This window comes from Oceanobacillus sp. FSL K6-0251, from assembly GCF_038004725.1.
Lineage (GTDB): Bacteria > Bacillota > Bacilli > Bacillales > Amphibacillaceae > Oceanobacillus > Oceanobacillus oncorhynchi.
Genome location: NZ_JBBORS010000001.1, coordinates 4,642,619 through 4,660,683 on the forward strand (window position 1 = coordinate 4,642,619; position 18,065 = coordinate 4,660,683).

Annotated in this window: 15 protein-coding genes and 1 pseudogene; 2 read left to right on the forward strand and 14 right to left on the reverse strand. The window is 36.0% G+C overall.

The features are described 5' to 3' along the window. Positions 1 to 24: 24 nt before the first annotated feature. Entirely contained in the window at positions 25 to 1,164 is a 1,140-nt protein-coding gene (locus MKY45_RS22545; protein ID WP_341173435.1) for a hypothetical protein, read from the reverse strand. Between the two features lie 123 nt (positions 1,165 to 1,287). Continuing rightward, positions 1,288 to 2,544, reverse strand: coding sequence for a DNA (cytosine-5-)-methyltransferase (gene dcm / locus MKY45_RS22550; RefSeq protein WP_341173436.1), 1,257 nt, complete (start codon positions 2,542 to 2,544; stop codon positions 1,288 to 1,290). Between the two features lie 137 nt (positions 2,545 to 2,681). Here dcm and MKY45_RS22555 point away from each other — a divergent pair, with 137 nt between their 5' ends. Beyond that, entirely contained in the window at positions 2,682 to 4,094 is a 1,413-nt protein-coding gene (locus MKY45_RS22555) for a Sau3AI family type II restriction endonuclease (protein ID WP_341173437.1), read from the forward strand. 122 nt (positions 4,095 to 4,216) lie between these two features. Here the strand turns inward: MKY45_RS22555 and MKY45_RS22560 are convergent. The 5 genes and pseudogenes from MKY45_RS22560 to MKY45_RS22580 form a co-directional block, all read right to left on the reverse strand. Continuing rightward, positions 4,217 to 4,966 (reverse strand): annotated as a pseudogene (locus MKY45_RS22560) (IS110 family transposase); the annotation flags it as partial. A 94-nt stretch (positions 4,967 to 5,060) separates the two neighbouring features. Then, positions 5,061 to 5,480, reverse strand: coding sequence for a GlcG/HbpS family heme-binding protein (locus MKY45_RS22565; RefSeq protein WP_341173438.1), 420 nt, complete (start codon positions 5,478 to 5,480; stop codon positions 5,061 to 5,063). Positions 5,481 to 5,654: 174 nt separating this feature from the next. Beyond that, the gene (gene aspA / locus MKY45_RS22570; protein ID WP_341173439.1) at positions 5,655 to 7,076 is read right to left on the reverse strand and encodes an aspartate ammonia-lyase; all 1,422 of its coding nucleotides are present in this window, start codon (positions 7,074 to 7,076) and stop codon (positions 5,655 to 5,657) included. A 38-nt stretch (positions 7,077 to 7,114) separates the two neighbouring features. Further along, entirely contained in the window at positions 7,115 to 8,374 is a 1,260-nt protein-coding gene (locus MKY45_RS22575) for an Nramp family divalent metal transporter (protein ID WP_341173440.1), read from the reverse strand. 271 nt (positions 8,375 to 8,645) lie between these two features. After that, on the reverse strand, positions 8,646 to 9,809 hold the full coding sequence (locus MKY45_RS22580) for an amidohydrolase family protein (protein WP_341173441.1): 1,164 nt from the start codon (positions 9,807 to 9,809) through the stop codon (positions 8,646 to 8,648). Positions 9,810 to 9,964: 155 nt separating this feature from the next. Here MKY45_RS22580 and MKY45_RS22585 point away from each other — a divergent pair, with 155 nt between their 5' ends. Continuing rightward, the gene (locus MKY45_RS22585) at positions 9,965 to 10,600 is read left to right on the forward strand and encodes a GntR family transcriptional regulator (RefSeq protein WP_341173442.1); all 636 of its coding nucleotides are present in this window, start codon (positions 9,965 to 9,967) and stop codon (positions 10,598 to 10,600) included. 242 nt (positions 10,601 to 10,842) lie between these two features. Here MKY45_RS22585 and MKY45_RS22590 read toward each other — a convergent pair whose 3' ends face one another. The 7 genes from MKY45_RS22590 to MKY45_RS22620 form a co-directional block, all read right to left on the reverse strand. Continuing rightward, positions 10,843 to 11,979: an ArgE/DapE family deacylase gene (locus MKY45_RS22590; RefSeq protein ID WP_341173443.1), complete on the reverse strand. Its 1,137-nt coding sequence runs from the start codon at positions 11,977 to 11,979 to the stop codon at positions 10,843 to 10,845. 204 nt (positions 11,980 to 12,183) lie between these two features. Then, a complete protein-coding gene (locus MKY45_RS22595) occupies positions 12,184 to 13,086 on the reverse strand; it encodes a quinate/shikimate dehydrogenase (RefSeq protein ID WP_445667646.1) in 903 nt (300 codons plus the stop codon). A 36-nt stretch (positions 13,087 to 13,122) separates the two neighbouring features. Beyond that, the gene (locus tag MKY45_RS22600) at positions 13,123 to 13,899 is read right to left on the reverse strand and encodes an MFS transporter (RefSeq protein ID WP_341173445.1); all 777 of its coding nucleotides are present in this window, start codon (positions 13,897 to 13,899) and stop codon (positions 13,123 to 13,125) included. Then, entirely contained in the window at positions 13,851 to 14,744 is an 894-nt protein-coding gene (locus tag MKY45_RS22605) for an MFS transporter (RefSeq protein ID WP_341173446.1), read from the reverse strand. Before MKY45_RS22605 ends, MKY45_RS22600 begins: the two co-directional genes overlap by 49 nt. A gap of 320 nt (positions 14,745 to 15,064) precedes the next feature. Beyond that, positions 15,065 to 16,084: a LacI family DNA-binding transcriptional regulator gene (locus MKY45_RS22610; protein ID WP_289585471.1), complete on the reverse strand. Its 1,020-nt coding sequence runs from the start codon at positions 16,082 to 16,084 to the stop codon at positions 15,065 to 15,067. Positions 16,085 to 16,407: 323 nt separating this feature from the next. Continuing rightward, a complete protein-coding gene (locus MKY45_RS22615; RefSeq protein WP_341173498.1) occupies positions 16,408 to 17,292 on the reverse strand; it encodes a putative RNA methyltransferase in 885 nt (294 codons plus the stop codon). 212 nt (positions 17,293 to 17,504) lie between these two features. Next, positions 17,505 to 17,636 carry a hypothetical protein gene (locus MKY45_RS22620; protein ID WP_256705414.1) on the reverse strand — a complete coding sequence of 44 codons (132 nt, stop codon included), beginning with the start codon at positions 17,634 to 17,636 and terminating at the stop codon, positions 17,505 to 17,507. Positions 17,637 to 18,065 lie beyond the last annotated feature (429 nt).

The following is an 18,065-nucleotide window of genomic DNA, read 5'->3' on the forward strand; positions in this document are numbered from 1 at the left end:
ACCTCTTTTTTAATTCACTACAGTTCACTCTATGGGCGCTATTTCTTTAAAAATAATATGATTTTCCTTTTGATTATATTGATACTCTACTAAACGTAAGTTCTTCCATCGCAAGGTTTCTACTGGGTTTCTTCCTTTTGTATAAAAACGAAGCGCACTCTCATTTCTCTTTTTAACAACTTCATCTGGTATACAAGAAGCTACTATAAAAGCTTCAATCATACTATAATCGTGACTGTATTCTTGTTCTATCCAATCAACATATTTCATAGCTTGATCAACAACTTCTATATTTGCAGCATCCTTTTTTATTTCTATTATTAGATATTTTGAAATAGTGTTATAGCCTTTAATATATCTATAACCAAACACGTCCATCTTATCCATATAGTCAATTGGCTTAAATGGAGAAGCTATCACTTGATGGCTAACGTAATCCCATTTCCCATAGATATTATTAGAATCATTTCTAGATATATAATCAACAATAGCCGCTTCAATAGCCATCTCATGCTGGATATTATTATTCTTCACAGCACATTTAACAATATTTTTAGAGGTAACTGAATATTCAGGTGTATATTTATTTTTTATTCTTTCATGTACTTTTCTATCAAATGGATAGGAATTTTCTTTTCCATCCATACGTGATTCATTCGCTTTTAGAATACAATCAAAAAGTGCTTTATTTTCAGTTTCATCGATCTTTATAAAAGATAATTTCCATAAAGCTCTTAACATTTTAAATGCATTAGGATTTGAAGATAAAACCTCATCCATGTCTACACCTTTTTTAAATAAAAATGGCTCGCCTTTAAAAGTACATACAAACCTTTTATTTAAATCTTCTTTTGATTCATTAAGGAGCATCTTATCTTTCATTACATCGAATGTTGTAGTTCCTGGCTTATCAGCATCAGGAAAATTCAAGAAAATACATTGATTATGAATATTAATTAATTTCCCTATTCCATAGATTTTTCTCTTATGAAAGAAATAAACATTATCCTCAGATTTCATCGATAGATAGTCCACAAAAGTTCCTTCATGAGGCGTTCTCCAAGATTTTTCTGGGATATTTTTAAATTTTGTACTATATACTCCTGTTTCCGCAATTTTTTTCAGAGAATCTATACTGTCTAATGTAAAAATATAACCTGCCATTCTTTTATTACTCTCCTAATTTTTTATAATATAATTATACTATACTAAATTCTTATATAATAAATCAAAAAATCATCTTATAGTGATTACTGATAAGATGATTTTTTATACAAATATATTCTATTAAAAGCCAAATAAGCTCAGTTGTTGAGGTTCAACCTTTAATTGTTTAATTTCTTCTTGTTCAATTTCATTAATGCGTTGCCCCATTCTTTTAATTAATCCTACAACTAGTGCATTACCCATACAAAAATAACGCATTCTATCGGCCATGCCTTCTGTCCAATTATCGGGAAAACCATTAAGGCGCTCACATTCTATAGGTGTCAAAAATCTTAATCTCTGTGTTAATGGATCTTCAACAACATGCGTACTACGATTATTTGTTCCTTCACTAGTCAACATAGTTCTTCCAGGCTTATCAAGAGCATCAGGGAAAGCCATCCCCCCTTCTGAAAAGAAGTAACTATGTCCTGTTGCTGATGTTCTTTCAATTCGTTTAGGTCCTTTAAGATAACGAAACTTTTCAATAGACGTCTCACTTAAATAATATTTTTCCTCTACCTCCGATTGTAGAATACTACCTAATGGAATGAAAGGTTCTGTTTGAGGTATAACCTCTTCTGTATATACCATTCCATCTTTCATAATCCCTGCATTCAAGTACTTTTGTGAGACTTCATCAGATACTTCCAATAAATTCTTTGGTAATTGAAATTCTCTGGGTGGATGTTTCTCTACAAAGTTTTCTTCTACCGGAAAGGCAGGAGCAAAAAAACCATCATCATGAATAATACTAGGGTTTGTTTTCTTAAAAAGATTTTTAAAATAAGCTGTACTATTATGCACAGCAAATATAAATACTCTTCTTCTTCTTTGAGCTTGTCCATAATCCGCAGCATTAATTACTCTCCACTCTACCGAGTAATTTAAATCTCGAAGACTTGCCAGCATAACAGAAAAGTCTCTTCCCCTCTGTTTAGAAGGAGATTTAAGTAGACGATCAACATTCTCTAAAAGTAAATATTTGGGCTGAATTTCTTTAACCATTCTTGTAATTTCCCAAAATAGGACGCCTTTTTTCCCCTCTAAACCTTTTTCGCCCGATAGACTACGTGCAACGGAGTAATCTTGACAAGGAAAGCCGCCAACAATCAAATTTATATCATTATTAATAAATTGTTTTTCATTTATTTCAGCAATATCTACGTTGGAGTGGTCACCTTTATTTTCGAACCGCTTGGCATAACAATTATAAGCATCTTGACTCTTTTTAGAAGGTTCCCATTGGTTCCCCCATACAACTTCAAAATCTTTAATTTGTTCTAGTCCAAGCCGAAACCCACCAACTCCAGCAAAGAGTTCCATAATTTTCAACATGCTATACACCCTTTCGGTATTCATTATACCTAATAACAATTATAATAAAAAGTGAGACGAAGATCAACATGTTATTAAGATTTAACATAATTATATCACATAATACGAACTAATGTTCTTTTTGAGGTGGGGAAATTATGATCTACGAAACAGAAGAAGAATTATTAGAAAAAGCTATCGCTGCAGAAGGAAGTAGTTTTGAAGAATTAGATAAAAAGGGAAGATTAAATAATGCGAAATCGAAAGGCGGATTAGGACATATCATTGAGGAAAGCTATTTTGGTTATGAAGTAAATTCCAATGCAGCACCTGATTTTGAAGAATTGGGTATCGAGCTAAAAGTCACTCCATTTAAAATTAATAAAAATGGTACTGTGTCTTCCAAGGAAAGATTAGTGCTTAATATTATCAATTACATGGAGGAAGTTCAATGTAGCTTCTTTACGTCCAGTTTTTGGAATAAAAACCAAAAAATACTTTTAATGCTCTATAAATGGCTACCTAATGCAGAACGAAAGGACTATCAAATTTATAAAAGCCTTCTTTATACCTTTCCAGAAGCTGATTTAGAAATTATAAAACAAGACTGGGAAACTATTATAAATAAAATCAAGGCCGGAAAAGCACATGAGTTATCTGAAGGAGATACCAACTATTTAGGAGCATGTCCAAAAGGAGCCAATAAAAAATCCCTAAGAAAGCAGCCATACTCGGAAATACCTGCTATGCAGCGCGCGTACGCATTAAAACAAAGCTATATGACTGCTTTATATCGAAAAATTATAAAGAAAGAAGAATTGGTATCTTTTACAAAGAAAGAAGAACTACATAAGTTAAGTTTTGAAAAGATTTTAGAAAATCGTTTTAAAGATTATATCGGAATGTCTGATATACAAATCGCTGAAACATTAGACATTGAATACAATAGGAAAGCTAAATCATCCATCGCTCTTCTCATCAGTGCTCTCTTAGGGATTAAAGGCACTCGTTTAGATAAGATAGAAGAGTTCTCTAAAGCAAATATCCAGTTTAAAACTATCCGATTAGAGCCTAATGGCTTACCGCGTGAACATATGTCATTTGAAAATATTCGCTTTGATGAATGGGTTAATGAAGAATGGGAAGACAGTTCAGTACGAGAAAAATTTGTGACAACAAAATTCTTATTTGTTGTATTTCAGTATAATGAAACTAAAAGTGAAAATCCAGATAGACTCCCACATTTAAAAGGCATTCAATTATGGAATATGCCTTTGCAAATTATCGATAATGAAGTTAAAGGTATCTATGGTGAAGTTAATAGATTAATGCAAGTTGGTCTAGATTTAAAAGTCAAAAAATATGGAAAAACAACAAGGCAAGAAAATAACTTTCCTAAGGCTAATTTTAATGGCGTGGCACATGTTCGACCGAAGGCTAAAGATGGTAAAGATACCGTAACACTCCCTACTGGTCAAGTTGTGACAAAACAGTGTTTATGGTTGAATCGGGAGTTTGTTGCTGGGGTATTGGATAAGACTTGTGGTAATAAGTCAAGAGAAAATCCATAAAAAATAAAGTTGATTATGGACTTTCAAAGGAAAAAAAGGCGCACTGAACTAAACTCGCATCGCCACAAGAATGATTGTTCGGGTCAGTTAAAAGGATTCAAAAGCAGCTATTTGCTTTTGAGTTACACGCTCCTTTTTGGCGTGTAGAGTTGGTGATTGCGTAGTAGCACATCCACCAAACGCACTAATTTTCTTGCAGTCATGACAAGGGCTCTTTTGTGTTGAAATTTCGGAACTTCTTTATACTTCTTTAAGTAAAATTCACGATAGGCGGGTTCATTTCGTTGGACCGAGTTGGCAGCTTCAACTAAGTAATAACGAAGATACTGATTTCCCGACATGACTCGTGGTGTTCGTTCCGATTCATGGTCGCCTGATTGCGATTTTTTCCAGAAGAGACCGGCATATTTGGCTAACTGCGCTTGTGTTTCAAATCGATCAATCTGACCGATTTCGGCGATAATACCTGCCGCATAAACCGGACCAATACCCGGTACACTTTTCAAGCATTGTCCTTCTGGAATAATGTCAAATAGGGATTCAATCCCTTTATCTAATTCTTTGACCTGTTTTTGAAGTGTTTGAATCAGTTTGGCATAGGTGGCCAATACGATATCAATCGAGTCCTGTACGACTTTGCCTAAACGATAGGAATCACGAATCACCTTTTGGATAGATTTCGCTACTTTTTCCGGCTGACGAAAGCGACCTTTTCCTCTCTCTTGGAGGAGCTCAGCCAGCTCTTCCAGCTCCATTTGAGCGATATCATCCAAGGAAAAGGATTCGGCAAACAACTCCATCATGGTAGAACCAAAAACAGAAGTATCTACTTCATTGGTCAATGTATTGCACTTGTAATAGAGATTTTCAAGGCTTTATTGTAAAATAAAAAGAGCCCAGGCTTTATAAGCCAGAGACTCCCTTCTTTATTTTCAACAGCGTATCACTGAATATACTTTGTTCATTTTATGATAACGATTTATTATTAAATACTTGAACAGCAGCCTCCGCTACTTGAACATCATGTGGAACGGTGCTTCCACTAACGCCTACTGCACCTACCACCTTTTCACTCTGAACAAACGGGATACCGCCGCCAAAAACAACTAGCCGCCCATTGTTTGTTGTATTCAAACCGTAAAGTTCAGCGGAAGGAACAGTAGCTTCAGCCAAGTTTGCAGATGGCATTTTTAAGGAAACGGACGTCCAGGCCTTATTTTGCGCAATATCTATACTGGCTAACCAAGCATCATCCATTCTGTGAATCGCAATCAAATTGCCCCCGTCATCCACTACTGAGATAACCATAGCAACTCCAATTTTTCTTGCTTCTTCCTCTGCACCTGCAATTATTTCTTTTGCTAAATCTAATGTTATTTTCCCCATATTAATAACCTCCGTATTTTATATTTTTTGATAGAGTATTCTTAACATTTAAATTCAAAAGATTTCTTTTTCTATTTTTACCGAATTAAATTATTACTGAACACCTTGTTATTTCCTATATTTTTTAAACAAATCAAAACCGCTTTGTTACCTATTAAACAAATAACTGCTTATTCACTTATTTAATAGAGGAGCTCCAGATATACCCGGGTTTGTCATTTCATAAGGGTCTAGAATAAGGTCTAAATCCTCTTCAGACAAAATACCATATTGTTTGCATAACTCACGTACAGATTTCCCTGTGGTGATAGCTTCACGGGCAATTTGGGTTGCAGTTTCATAACCAATATGCGGATTAATAGCCGTAAGTGTTCCAACACTTTTTTCTACATAATGCTTCATTTGATTTTCATTTGCTTTTATACCTGAAATGCAATAATTCGTAAAAACGGTGAAACCATTATTCATAATACCAATTGACTGGAGTAAATTAAAAACAAGAACCGGCTCCATAACATTTAACTCAAGCTGACCAGCTTCTGACGCCAGGCAAATGGTATTATCATTCCCAATCACTTGAAAAGCAATTTGATTTATAACCTCAGCCATTACAGGATTTACTTTTCCAGGCATAATCGAAGACCCTGGCTGCCGGGCCGGCATATCAATTTCATTTAAACCTGCACGTGGACCGGATGCCATTAGTCTTAAATCAGAAGCCATTTTGGACATATTCATCATACATACTTTTAAGGATGCAGATACTTCTGTATAGATATCTGTGTTTTGCGTGGCATCTACTAAGTTTTCAGCTGCAATCAGCGGAAAACCGCTGACCCTTTCCAACTGTTTGACAACAGCTGAAATATATCTAAGATCTGCATTTAAGCCTGTTCCCACAGCTGTTGCTCCCATATTCACATCATATAAGTGTTGGCGGGATTGTGTAATTCTTTTTATATCCCGTCTGATTACATGACAGTATGCTTCAAATTCTAATCCCAGCCGTATTGGAACTGCATCTTGTAAATGCGTTCGTCCCATTTTAATAACATGGTTGAACTCCTTTGCCTTGTCTTGGAATACTTGATGCATATATTCCATTGTAGTTAGTAATTTTTCCAATAGAGCAAGTGTTGCAATATGAACAGCAGTTGGAAATGCATCATTAGTTGATTGAGCCATATTCACGTGTGTATTAGGGCTCAAAAAGGCATAATCACCTTTCTGTCTTCCGAGTATTTCTAAGGCCCGATTGGCAATCACCTCATTAGTATTCATATTAATAGATGTGCCTGCTCCTCCTTGTATAGGATCTACAATAAATTGATCATGCCACTTGCCATCAATAATTTCTTCTGCTGCTTGAACAATAGCTTTCTCTAAATGATCCGCAAGACGATCAACTTCCCGGTTCGCAATTGCGGCTGACTTTTTAACAATAGCCATCGCTTTTATTAATTCTTCATGGATACGATATCCCGTAATCGGAAAGTTTTCAACTGCGCGCAACGATTGAATCCCATAATAAGCATGAGCTGGTACTTCTTTTTCTCCTAAAAAGTCTTTCTCAACTCGACTATTTATGTTTGTCATCTAGACTCCTCCAGCTATCTAAGAAATGATTTTAAAAATTATCTTATAAAGTTAATCCAAAATGTTATTGTAGCCATAATGCTAAGTAAAACAGCTATGGTTATACCTATATTTTCCAACGAGTTAAATCTGTATTGGTTCATGACACTTTTTTTGTTTCCGATCGTCCACCAAATTAATAACCCAATCGGCATAAATGTTAAATTAATAGCCCCTGCTGCTGTCATAGCTGTAACGGCATTCCAACCAATTAAAGGGCCGGATGTTCCAAGCGTTGCAATAACTATCTGAATCATTATAAATTTTTTAGAATTGACATCCTGATCCCAATTAAATAAATCGGTAATCACATAACCACAGACTAATAATTGCGTAATAATGGTAGATATAACCGCACCCAATAATCCGATACTAAATAGAATGCCTCCCCAGCTTCCTGTAAAAGAAGATAGTGCCAATGCACCTTCAAGTCCTGATGAAGGTACCACTCCTGCCGTAAAAAGTGTAGCTCCAATAGTAATGATGATAAGTGACTGAACAATCAGAAACAGAAAATTAGAAAATAAGCTTTCCTTGTTATTTGACTTTATATTACTTTCGTTCCATTTCAGCTGTTTCACAACATATGCTGCCAACACAGGTACATTTATCGTCAGCGCTGCTCCCATAATACCTGCAAAAAGAAACCATTCATTTTGGTTAGATGGTATTAATGGTACAAGTCCTCCTGCGACCTCCCCCCATTCAATATCTATAAAGAAAAGTACCATAGCAAAGGCTAGAATCAATCCGAACACACATACTCTTAAAAAAAATTCAATCAGCTTCATATGATTTTTGTATTTTAACGGGTTTATTAAAATAAATAAAACCATTAAGTAGACCCCGATTGCCCAAACCCTCCCATTACCTCCTACAATTGATGAAAAGACGGAAGAAGCTAATGTATACTGTGGAGCATGGAAAACAATTGTTCCAAAAAGCACGACACCAGCAAAAATCCATGCTACATACTTGTTTAAATATGTTCTAATTCCTGAAATAACACCCTGCCCAGTTACGAGCGTAATCCTGTTACACATCATGAGAATAATGAACAAGCAAAACACTTGCGGTATTAAGCTCCAAAGAAATTTATAACCGGTTTGCGCTGCCATAGATGTGACGGTCGTTACAGTTCCTCCGCCTATCGTTAAAGATATTGCAATGAACGTAGGACCTAATAAGTTTGATATCTTCTTAAATATATTCGTCGGTTTTTCATTTTGGGTTACGTTATCTGTTTTTTGCACTCCCATCGAGTTCTCTCCCTTTTTACACAGCACCTCTGTATTTTGTGTTAGCTTCATTTCTTATCTAACATATGTGTTGGCGCTATCCCCATTTTTAAAGAAAACATGGCAAGACAATCTAACAATCGATAATACACTTCCAAACGATTTAATATACCTTTTATAAAAACCCTTCAAAAATATCTATTAAACAAAGACGGTACTTACACTTATCTAGACTTAACTTAAAGCTGGCCAACACACTTCCTTGCCCTTGCCTATTATTCTTTAAACTATATCAGCTGTCCCAGTTTTTATGATGAAGATTTCTCGCATTTTCTGATAATATCATTTCAGCTGCTTTATGTGCGTAGTCTACATCTATAATGCCTTTATCAATCAGTTCGTTCAAAACCTCCTCCAATGCATTTTTAATAATTTTCGTACCCAGCCAGCTTACCTCAGGTATCGTAAAACCATCTGATCCATATAAAACTTTCGTAAAAGGAGCCATCTCAAAGATTTGTTTTAATTTTGTATAAGCACCAATACTACTAAATGGAATCATAGATGATAAGTCTAAATAGATATTATGATATTGATTAGCTAAATAACTAGCCTCTTCGACAAACGGATATGCGGTGTGTATGAATATAATCTTGGCTGGTCGGTAAGCAGGGTTACTAATAATATCATGTAATAAAATCGGGCTTGATAGTTTCAAATTATTAAGCGGCGCATCACCAGCCCCTGAATGCATCTGCATAGGAATATCATACTCCATACATAATTCCAAAGCCTGTAAAACCAAATAATCTCTCACTTTTTTCTCTGCTTTTACATTATTCGCATCCAGTAAAAACTCTTTATAACCGGCATTAGCCTCTTCTCTTGTTACCTCTTGAATATTTAAACCGGTATGATAGGCGATTACCGTTTTAAATGCAATCGTATGGTTATTTTCCACTTCATTTCTCAGTTCACGAATAAAAGTAGTCTCCAGATCCTCAAAGCTGACCTTCTTCTCAAAAAGAGGGTGAAAAGTAGCCTCTACCCTATGCACACGTCTAACCTTAATACCTGCATCCTCAACTTTTGTATGAAACCAGTCCAGCTCTTCCTGGGCCAGCCGATCACCCAACACAGGAAATCCATAGTCTACTAGAAAGCTTTCCACACGGCTGTCTTTAAATAAATCATTAACATATTTTTCAGGATTATTATGATATAAATCATTACGAAATTGAATTAATTCATCATCCGTAATAGAAGGATCTAAATTAAAGTGATCAATCAATTCTTTTCTTATCATCCTAAACAATAATGTATTTCTAGTATCCTGACTTTTGGGTGGAATCAATGACAGTGTGAAGCAATTATCAAAACTTTTAACCTCCCTGCTTAAAATAAATGGATGGCAATGATTATCAATAATACGCATATTGCTTAAATCTACTTTCATCTTAAAACCTCCAACACTTTAATTGTTTTTTATATTGTATACACATAAAAATACAATGTCAACTAATTATTAAATATATTCAGATTATTTATTTTTTTATACGTATAATGTTATAATTAATATGTAAAATTAGTTAATTATGGAGGATTACTAGGATGAAGCAAAACCAAACACAAATTGCATACGATTACATTTTAAATAAAATCACTGAAAACAAAATACCTCAAGGTTATCCTGTTATTGAAGAAGATTTTGCCCAACAGTTAAATATGAGTAGAACCCCCGTAAGAGAAGCAATCAAACTATTATCTGTAGAAGGCTTTATAGATATTTTCCCTCGGAAAGGGGCTTTTGTTAAGGTTCTTTCTGCACAAGACATAAGTGATTGCTATGAAATGATTGAAGCAATCGAAGGAATGATTGCTTATTTAGCTGCGAAAAATCCTTCAGAAGAAATAATAGATCAACTTAATCAATACTTAGATGAAATGGAGAAGGAGAGAAAAGCAATGGATTTTTTTTCCTGGAAGCAGAATGATATAAAATTTCATAGAACTATTTATAAATTATGTGACAATAAGTTATTAATTCGACATGCGGAAATTTTATTTTTAAAAATCTATCAAATTGAAACAAGCTATATACACGGCGTTAATTTAGAGCAAGCTATTAAGGAGCATAAACTTATCTTAGAGGCCATTAAAAATAAAGACGGTGAAGGAGCACGGGAATATATGCAAAAAAACTGGCATAGGGCGAGACTAGATGTTTTGAAATACGCAACACAATAATGGAATTACACTAAGTTACTGAATAGTAAAAAATGCTGACCATTCAGAGAAAAAGAGCAGTGAATCGTTCTCCTAATTTGGAAATACTTGATGTTAAAAACGATTTATAGTTTTCTTAGTGATTAAATTTTTAACCTTCAGCATAATAATTATTTTCTGCTTCTATAGCTAACAATTCATGCACAAAAAACACCTCAACTATAGTTCATTGAGGTGTGATATATTTATCAACTCCTGACAACTTACTTCAAATACTCCTCATAAATCGCCTTATAATCATCAATCATCCCCAAATAATCCTCAACCAACACATACTCATCCACCTGATGAGGCAATTCCGAAACCCCAGGACCATAAATAACAACATCAAATTCATTATCAGCCTTAGTAAAAGCAGCCGCATCCGTCGTTGGCGAAATACCAGTCACAGGCAATTCTTGCTTAGAAACAGCCTGGATCGCTTTAATCAATTCCGAATCCGCTTTAGACTCTACAGGATAAATATCATAATCCACGATTAATTCTAAATTAAACCCTTCTCTTTTGTTCAAATCATCAACAATACCTTGCAACACTGCCTTCACTTTGCTATTATCAAAGTCAGGAATCGTACGAATATTCCCTTGTAACGTTGTCACAGCAGGAATACTGTTAACCTGATCCCCGCCATTAATAATTGTAATAGAATGAGCAGTCTCACCTAATACATCATTTTTATATTTGTTCGTGACTTCTTGCATTTCTGCATTAGCACGCGTCACAAATTCATTCATATTTGCGATGGAATTAATACCCTCTTTAGGCATGGAACTATGCGCCGATTTTCCACGTGAAACAATGGTATAGTTCATGGAACCTTTATGTGTGTAAATCAATGCTGGACCGGTTGGTTCGCCAATAATCAATCCATCCAGATCATCTGCATAACCTTCCTTCGTTAATTGTTCCGATCCTAATTCACCGACTTCTTCACCAACCGTTGCCATGAATTTCAATGTACCGTTGATATCTGCGTTTTCTTCTTTGATTTCAATCATAGCGATTGCTAAAGCTGCCAGACCAGATTTCATATCCGTTGAACCCCGTCCGTATAATTTATCCCCATCGATTTCCGCTGAGAACGGCGGGTATTTCCATTCACTTTCATCACCAGCTGCTACCACATCTTCATGCCCGCTGATTCCTAATACTTTACCGTCACCTTTTTTGTAAGTGGCTACTAGGCTTTCACGTCCTTCACTATATTTTACTTTTTCATATTCTATTCCATGTTTTTGGAATAGATTTGCGAAGTAATCCGCTACTTCGGATTCATTGTCGTTTACTGATTTTATTTTTATGATATCTTGTAATACTTTAATACGTTCTTCTTTATTCAATGTATGATTCCCCTTTCGTTGATATATACTGGCTCAAATCCAAAACGGAAAGCAGTAAATTGATAAGATTGTCTACCATAACATACAATACCCTCCTAACAAGAAAAGTATTCGAATACGGGTTAAAATCAAAACAGCAAAATAAACAAAAAGCTGCCGATCCCCTCGACAGCTTTTTATTTATTCCCAGTAACCCTCATACAACTATAAAATCTCATCAAACAATTCTTTTTTGACTTCTTCAATCGGCATGTCTTCCCCAGTAAATAGTTTATAAGCCAAAGCGCCTTGCCATAAAACCATTCCCAGGCCATTAATTGCCGTAGATCCAGCCTCTTCCGCTTGTGCTAACAATTTTGTTTTTTGCGGGTTATAGACCACATCCGTTACAACTAAATCCTCGCGCAGTACATCTGTAAGACCATCCAGAATACTCATTTCATCCAGTGGTTTCATCCCTAAGCTTGTAGCATTTGCCAGAACAGCACTTTCGGCTATTTCTTTACGGAAAGTATCTTTATCCTCTAAAGGAAAAATATTTGCTTTGACTCCGAAATGAGCCATCTCATTGTTGATATAGGATACATTTGCTTCTGCTTGCGGGAAGAACTTGTCGTCTCTGGCAAAGATACTAATTTCTTTAATGCCAGATTGTACTAGTTGAATAGCTATTGGCGTTGCAACACCACCGGAACCGACCAGGGTGATTTTTTTACCTTCGATCTCTACACCGTGTTCTTTCAGATTTTTCACATATCCTAAACCATCTGTATTATACCCAATCAGTTTGCCGTCTCTGTTCACGACAGTATTGCTGGCATGCGCATATTTTGCACTGTCATCCACTTCATCTAGATACTGGATGACTTCCATTTTATTCGGCATAGATACATTGAATCCTGCTGCTCCTATTGCTTTCATGCCTTCTACCGCTGTTTCAAGGCTTTCAGTCCCTACTTCAAAACCTAAATATGCATAATTCAAACCGCCAATGGTGTATCCCAAATTATGCATTTCAGGCGAAATGCTGTGCCCGATTGGGGTGGCCAGCAATCCTACAAGTTTTGTTTTACCGTTAATTTTTGCAAGGTTTTTATCATTATTCATCATGTTTCTATCTCCTTTAAATTTAATTTAATTCTATTAATTGAGTACTTTCTTGCCTCGATAAAATACAAATACAGCAAGTAAAATACTTAATAACGCGATGACCATATCAAATACTAATGTCATAGAAATACCAATTCCTCCAACCAAAGAGCTTGTGATGATTGGAACGAGTATGAAAGCGACGCTTCCTGCTATATTTACGTAAGATGTTGTTGTTCCTTTGTTCTCTACAAAGAAGTCTGTCATCACACTGATTGCCAATTGGAAAATACCAGAAGTTGACAATCCAAGGATAAATGTAGCTGCGATAACAACCGGATAAGAATGAACAAAGAAAAGCATTAGCATGGATATAAAAGCAACTGCCGGGTAGATGATCATGATCGTTATCGGCTTAATAAATTTGTCCAATACGACAGCTAACAGGAGTACAGATACCAATGCACCTATACTGAAATAACTTAAAAGCTGTACAGCGACATTTTCACTTAAGTCCATGAATCCTGTACCCAGCTCCGGAAGCCATGTCTGCCAAACGACAAACAAGGCTGTAGACGTAAACCCGATAAGGATGATTGCCAGTCCTTCTCCCCAAAACTTTGGTTTCTCTTTAAAACGATTATCTTGAGCTTCGCTTGTTTTCTCATTCTTTTCATTTGTATTGAATGCTGGGAATGGCATAAAGATTAAATACATACCACTTATTAAGAACAAGACTGCTAATAGGTAGAATGACCAGCCCCATGAAAGATCATGAGAAGCTAGAAACGCCAGGATAACTGGTAATAAGGTCGCGCCAATGGATACCATTGCTTTAACCAAGACCGTTTGATGATTCTTTTCAGTAACCAGGCAAGCAGTAAAACAGAAATAAGCCCGCCAACACTGTAAAAGCTGAGCAGCCTTACTGCATTATTTTCATTCAGCTGAATCATTTCTTGGCCAAATGTAGGCAGCCAGGTCTGAATGACAATGGTCATGGAAACGGAAAAAAATCCAATCAATACGATAGCCGTGCCTTCCTTCCAGCTATGCGGATGGGAAGCTTGCTTTTCGACATTCTCCTTGTCCATTTCTTCCTTACGCTTCTCTCCGTTAACAGCCGGAAACCGGACGGGAATGAAGTAAAATCCCAGGCCAATAAATACTATCGCCGGCAGGAAGAATGCATATCCGAAAAACATGTCTTGGGATATCAAAAATGCGATGAATACAGGAAGAAGTGCAGCTCCTATGGACATAAATGCTTTAATCAAAACCGTTGCTGTGCCCGCTGCTTCTTTAAACCCTTCATTAAGCGCTGGATAGGAAGCAGCGTCTAGTAATGAGTTACTTACACCTGCAAACAAAGCGAAAAACATAGCCAATGTGAAATGAGTGGTTGTCGGTACCCCTATAAGGAATACAGCGTAAAGTATGGCAGCCGATATGAGTAATGGCTTTCTTCCGTAGCGATCCGACAGCTTACCTGCAATATTGATACTAAGCAAGTGCCCAATCCCAACAACAGAGATCAGCAAACTGATGTCTGTCCGGAAAACATCCAAACGTTCCGATAAAAAGCTCATATTTGATGCCAATACGATATTGACCATTCCTAAAAGCAAATAACTTAGATAAATCCCTACTCCCATATTTAAGTATGGATGCTTCATGACGTTTCTCCTTTGCAATGTGCTCTCTTATAGAAAGTTCCTCTCACCCTCCTATATAGTTGGTACGATAATTTCCAAATTTATTAGTATATCGATATACTAATAAGTAAAATAAAATAAACCTAATATAAGAATAAATTTAGGTGGTTTTTGGTATAACGATATACTTAAACAACGAAATCCACTATACTCCTGCAGTTTTTTTGTGTCAACATTGTGACGTCTTTCACTTTCTTCACTTCAAATACTCTCTATTTTCCTTCTCAAAAATAGAGAGAACCTTCCTATACGAACAGGAAAGTCCTCTCTTTATTTATCGATTATTTAGATGTTTCTCTGATAACAAGCTGCGGCTTAAGAATCACGCGATGCATTTCCTCACTCTCACGTTTTACTTTGCTATGTAGAAGTTTTGCCGCTTGATTGCCAATAGATTTAGGATAGGAAGAAACCGTCGTTAATGGCGGATGATATATTTCTGCTTCGGGAATATTATCAAATCCTACAATATCGATGTCACGTCCAATCACGATCCCTTTTTGAGTTAACACCTTCATCACGCCAAAAGCGATTAAATCACTAAAACAAAAAATAGCAGTAGGGATCTCCGGTAAATCCAGCATCTTTAAAGCTGCTTCTTCGCCACCTTTATCGGTTGGTTCACTGTCAATGACAAGTGATTCATCAAGCGTCAGATTAGCATTTTCATGCGCCATCCGGTAGCCTTCCATTCTTTCTGTCCATGTGGAAGAATTTTTCACCCCGCCTAAAAAGGCTATTTTTTCATGTCCTTTGCTGATTAAATGACTTATTGCTTTATACGTTCCTTCTGGATAATCAATCCCTACATAATCTGCATGCACATCGGTTAATTCCCGATTAGCAAGCACTAAAGGAATTTTCAAATCATTTAACTGTTTTGCTGTTTTACCAACACTTCTCGAGGCGGGGTTAAGAATCAGCCCATCTACTCGATGCTCTACCATCGTCGATATTAATTTTTGTTGTTTTTCCACGGAATCAAAGGTTGTACCAAGCAATACTGTATAACCGAAGCCCTCCAGTGTATTTTGTACACCTATCAAAAATTCTGAAATAAATTTATTTGCAATATCCGTAACGATGACCCCAATGATATTGGAATTCTGAGATCGCATATTGGCAGCTACTCTGTCATAAACGTATCCCAATTCTTCCATAGATGCTAATACTTTATTTCGGGTAGCTTCTGATATTCTTGGGTTATTTCTAACGACTAAAGAAGCGGTCGTCGTCGATACGCCAGCATGATCTGCCACCTCTTGTAACGTAACACGCACATTCTTTTTAGGTTTTTTCAACGTTCATCACCTCTTCCATCTAATCAACGAATAAACGCGGCCTTTACTTTCAAAAAAGTCCTCTTTCATAAACGAGCTTAAACACATATGTAAGGTTCGATTTATTATTTTTTCTGGAAAGTTTATATATCTAATATAACATTTTTTTATTCAAGTGGCGTTTCGTCATTTAAAATAACCTATTTTTGCGATGTATATCGAATCTGTTACCCGGCTTCTTGTACGGAGATTAGAAATGATCAGACTAAAAATATAAAAATTAGACGAGAGACCAAAAATCCCTCGTCTATTATTTAGCTGACGTAGCCAATATATTATGTGATTTAATTTGTTTTCCTGCCAATTAATATTTCTAAATCGACGGTTATTTCAACTATTTCTCTTTCTGCAAAGGCTTTTATTCGTTCCTCCTTGGCTGACCACGTTAAAGGAGTCATTTGCATCAACGATTGAATGGACGGCTGATTCAGTTTCCTGGTATAATGCACCCTGAAACTATCCATGATGCGAAAGTTTTCGTTAAAACGGTCAACCGTCTCTGAATTAGAGTAATCCTGCTTTACGGGGTTATCAAATAAGGCCTCTCTTATTTCTTTTAGATAGCCGCTTCGTGGAACAACTTTAATCACTATCCCATCCGCTTTCAATAGTCTATTAAATTCTGCATAATTGGAGGGTGATAAGATATTAAGAAGCACATCAAACTGTCTATCCTTAAACGGCGTATTGGCAAGATCTGCTACCGTCCAAATCTGATTAGTGTAGTTCTTAGAAGCTGCTAATACACCTTCTTTGGAAATATCAATCCCTACTCCTGTTACAGTTTTCCCAAAGTCCGAACTCACTTTATCGCATACATTAGCTAGATGAGAACCTTCACCGCATCCTGTATCAAGTATGAATAATGGTTCTTTATCTTTATCAGCTTGCCTTTCTATCATTTCTGCAATTGCTTGAATAAGCGGTTCAAAGAATTTATCCTCTGCAATAAGCTTCCTTCGTGCCTCAAAAAGCTCTTTACTGTACTTCGTTTTCATTGGGTGTGTCGTTAAGTTAATATATCCTTGTTTCGTGAAATCAAACGTATGATTGTTGGAGCAAATGAAACTTTTTAATTCAAATACTTTCATCCATGCTTCACAAATAGGACATTTGAAAATGGATTCAAATTTGCTTACATATGTTGCGCTTTTTACTTTTTTTGTCATTTTAGACAAAGCAGACACCTCATTCATTCGTTTTTGTAGATAAATGAAAAAGGCATAGACAAATAAACCCTCGTTTTATTTTTAAAAAAATGAACTGGGTTTGCATGCAGTCTATACCTTTTATTATCTATAACGAATGAATTGAATAATCATGGAAAGGCTCTCCTCTGAATAAAAACTGGCAATCATGCCATTAATAGTTTATCAAGTTTTTATAACAAGAGCAAACAAGCCTTGCTTCTTTCAACGGCATGACCTTCCATTGTAAGGACCTGCTCCCCTGCCATTCCCGGCAGCATCAAATCGAGGAGCAGCATATCCCATTCCTTGTTTTCGATATACAATTTACTTACATTCTCATGCATCCTTTAGATTAAGTTACTATAATTAGATTATAACCCTAGCTGCAGAGAAATATCATTGGTTTTTTTGCTCTTTGCAGAACGCCTATGCAATGACTCCCTATCCATTAGCCAAAATTCCTGACTGTTCGTATTGACAACACACCAACAAATCGTTAGAATCTATTTAACAATTAAAAGATTCGAGTGATTATTATGTTAAAGCATCCATCCCAACAATTAAATCGTTTCTTTTTTAGCTATTTTAGATAGCGTCTATATGCCATCACGGATATAGACGACCTATATCTAAGATGGCTGATTAGCATGTAAACATGTTTAACCAGTCACAGGAGAAATCGAAGTGGCTGGTTTTTTATATTTTGTAGACCATTTACGTTTCTCCTATTCCAGCGGCAGAAGCATAAATGG

Coding starts and splice junctions, on each gene's coding strand:
- MKY45_RS22545 (WP_341173435.1), bottom strand. CDS start 1,164: ATGGCAGGTTATATTTTTACATTAGACAGTATAGATTCTCTGAAAAAA.
- dcm (WP_341173436.1), bottom strand. CDS start 2,544: ATGTTGAAAATTATGGAACTCTTTGCTGGAGTTGGTGGGTTTCGGCTT.
- MKY45_RS22555 (WP_341173437.1), top strand. CDS start 2,682: ATGATCTACGAAACAGAAGAAGAATTATTAGAAAAAGCTATCGCTGCA.
- MKY45_RS22565 (WP_341173438.1), bottom strand. CDS start 5,480: ATGGGGAAAATAACATTAGATTTAGCAAAAGAAATAATTGCAGGTGCA.
- aspA (WP_341173439.1), bottom strand. CDS start 7,076: ATGACAAACATAAATAGTCGAGTTGAGAAAGACTTTTTAGGAGAAAAA.
- MKY45_RS22575 (WP_341173440.1), bottom strand. CDS start 8,374: ATGGGAGTGCAAAAAACAGATAACGTAACCCAAAATGAAAAACCGACG.
- MKY45_RS22580 (WP_341173441.1), bottom strand. CDS start 9,809: ATGAAAGTAGATTTAAGCAATATGCGTATTATTGATAATCATTGCCAT.
- MKY45_RS22585 (WP_341173442.1), top strand. CDS start 9,965: ATGAAGCAAAACCAAACACAAATTGCATACGATTACATTTTAAATAAA.
- MKY45_RS22595 (WP_445667646.1), bottom strand. CDS start 13,086: ATGAATAATGATAAAAACCTTGCAAAAATTAACGGTAAAACAAAACTT.
- MKY45_RS22600 (WP_341173445.1), bottom strand. CDS start 13,899: ATGGTATCCATTGGCGCGACCTTATTACCAGTTATCCTGGCGTTTCTA.
- MKY45_RS22605 (WP_341173446.1), bottom strand. CDS start 14,744: ATGAAGCATCCATACTTAAATATGGGAGTAGGGATTTATCTAAGTTAT.
- MKY45_RS22615 (WP_341173498.1), bottom strand. CDS start 17,292: ATGACAAAAAAAGTAAAAAGCGCAACATATGTAAGCAAATTTGAATCC.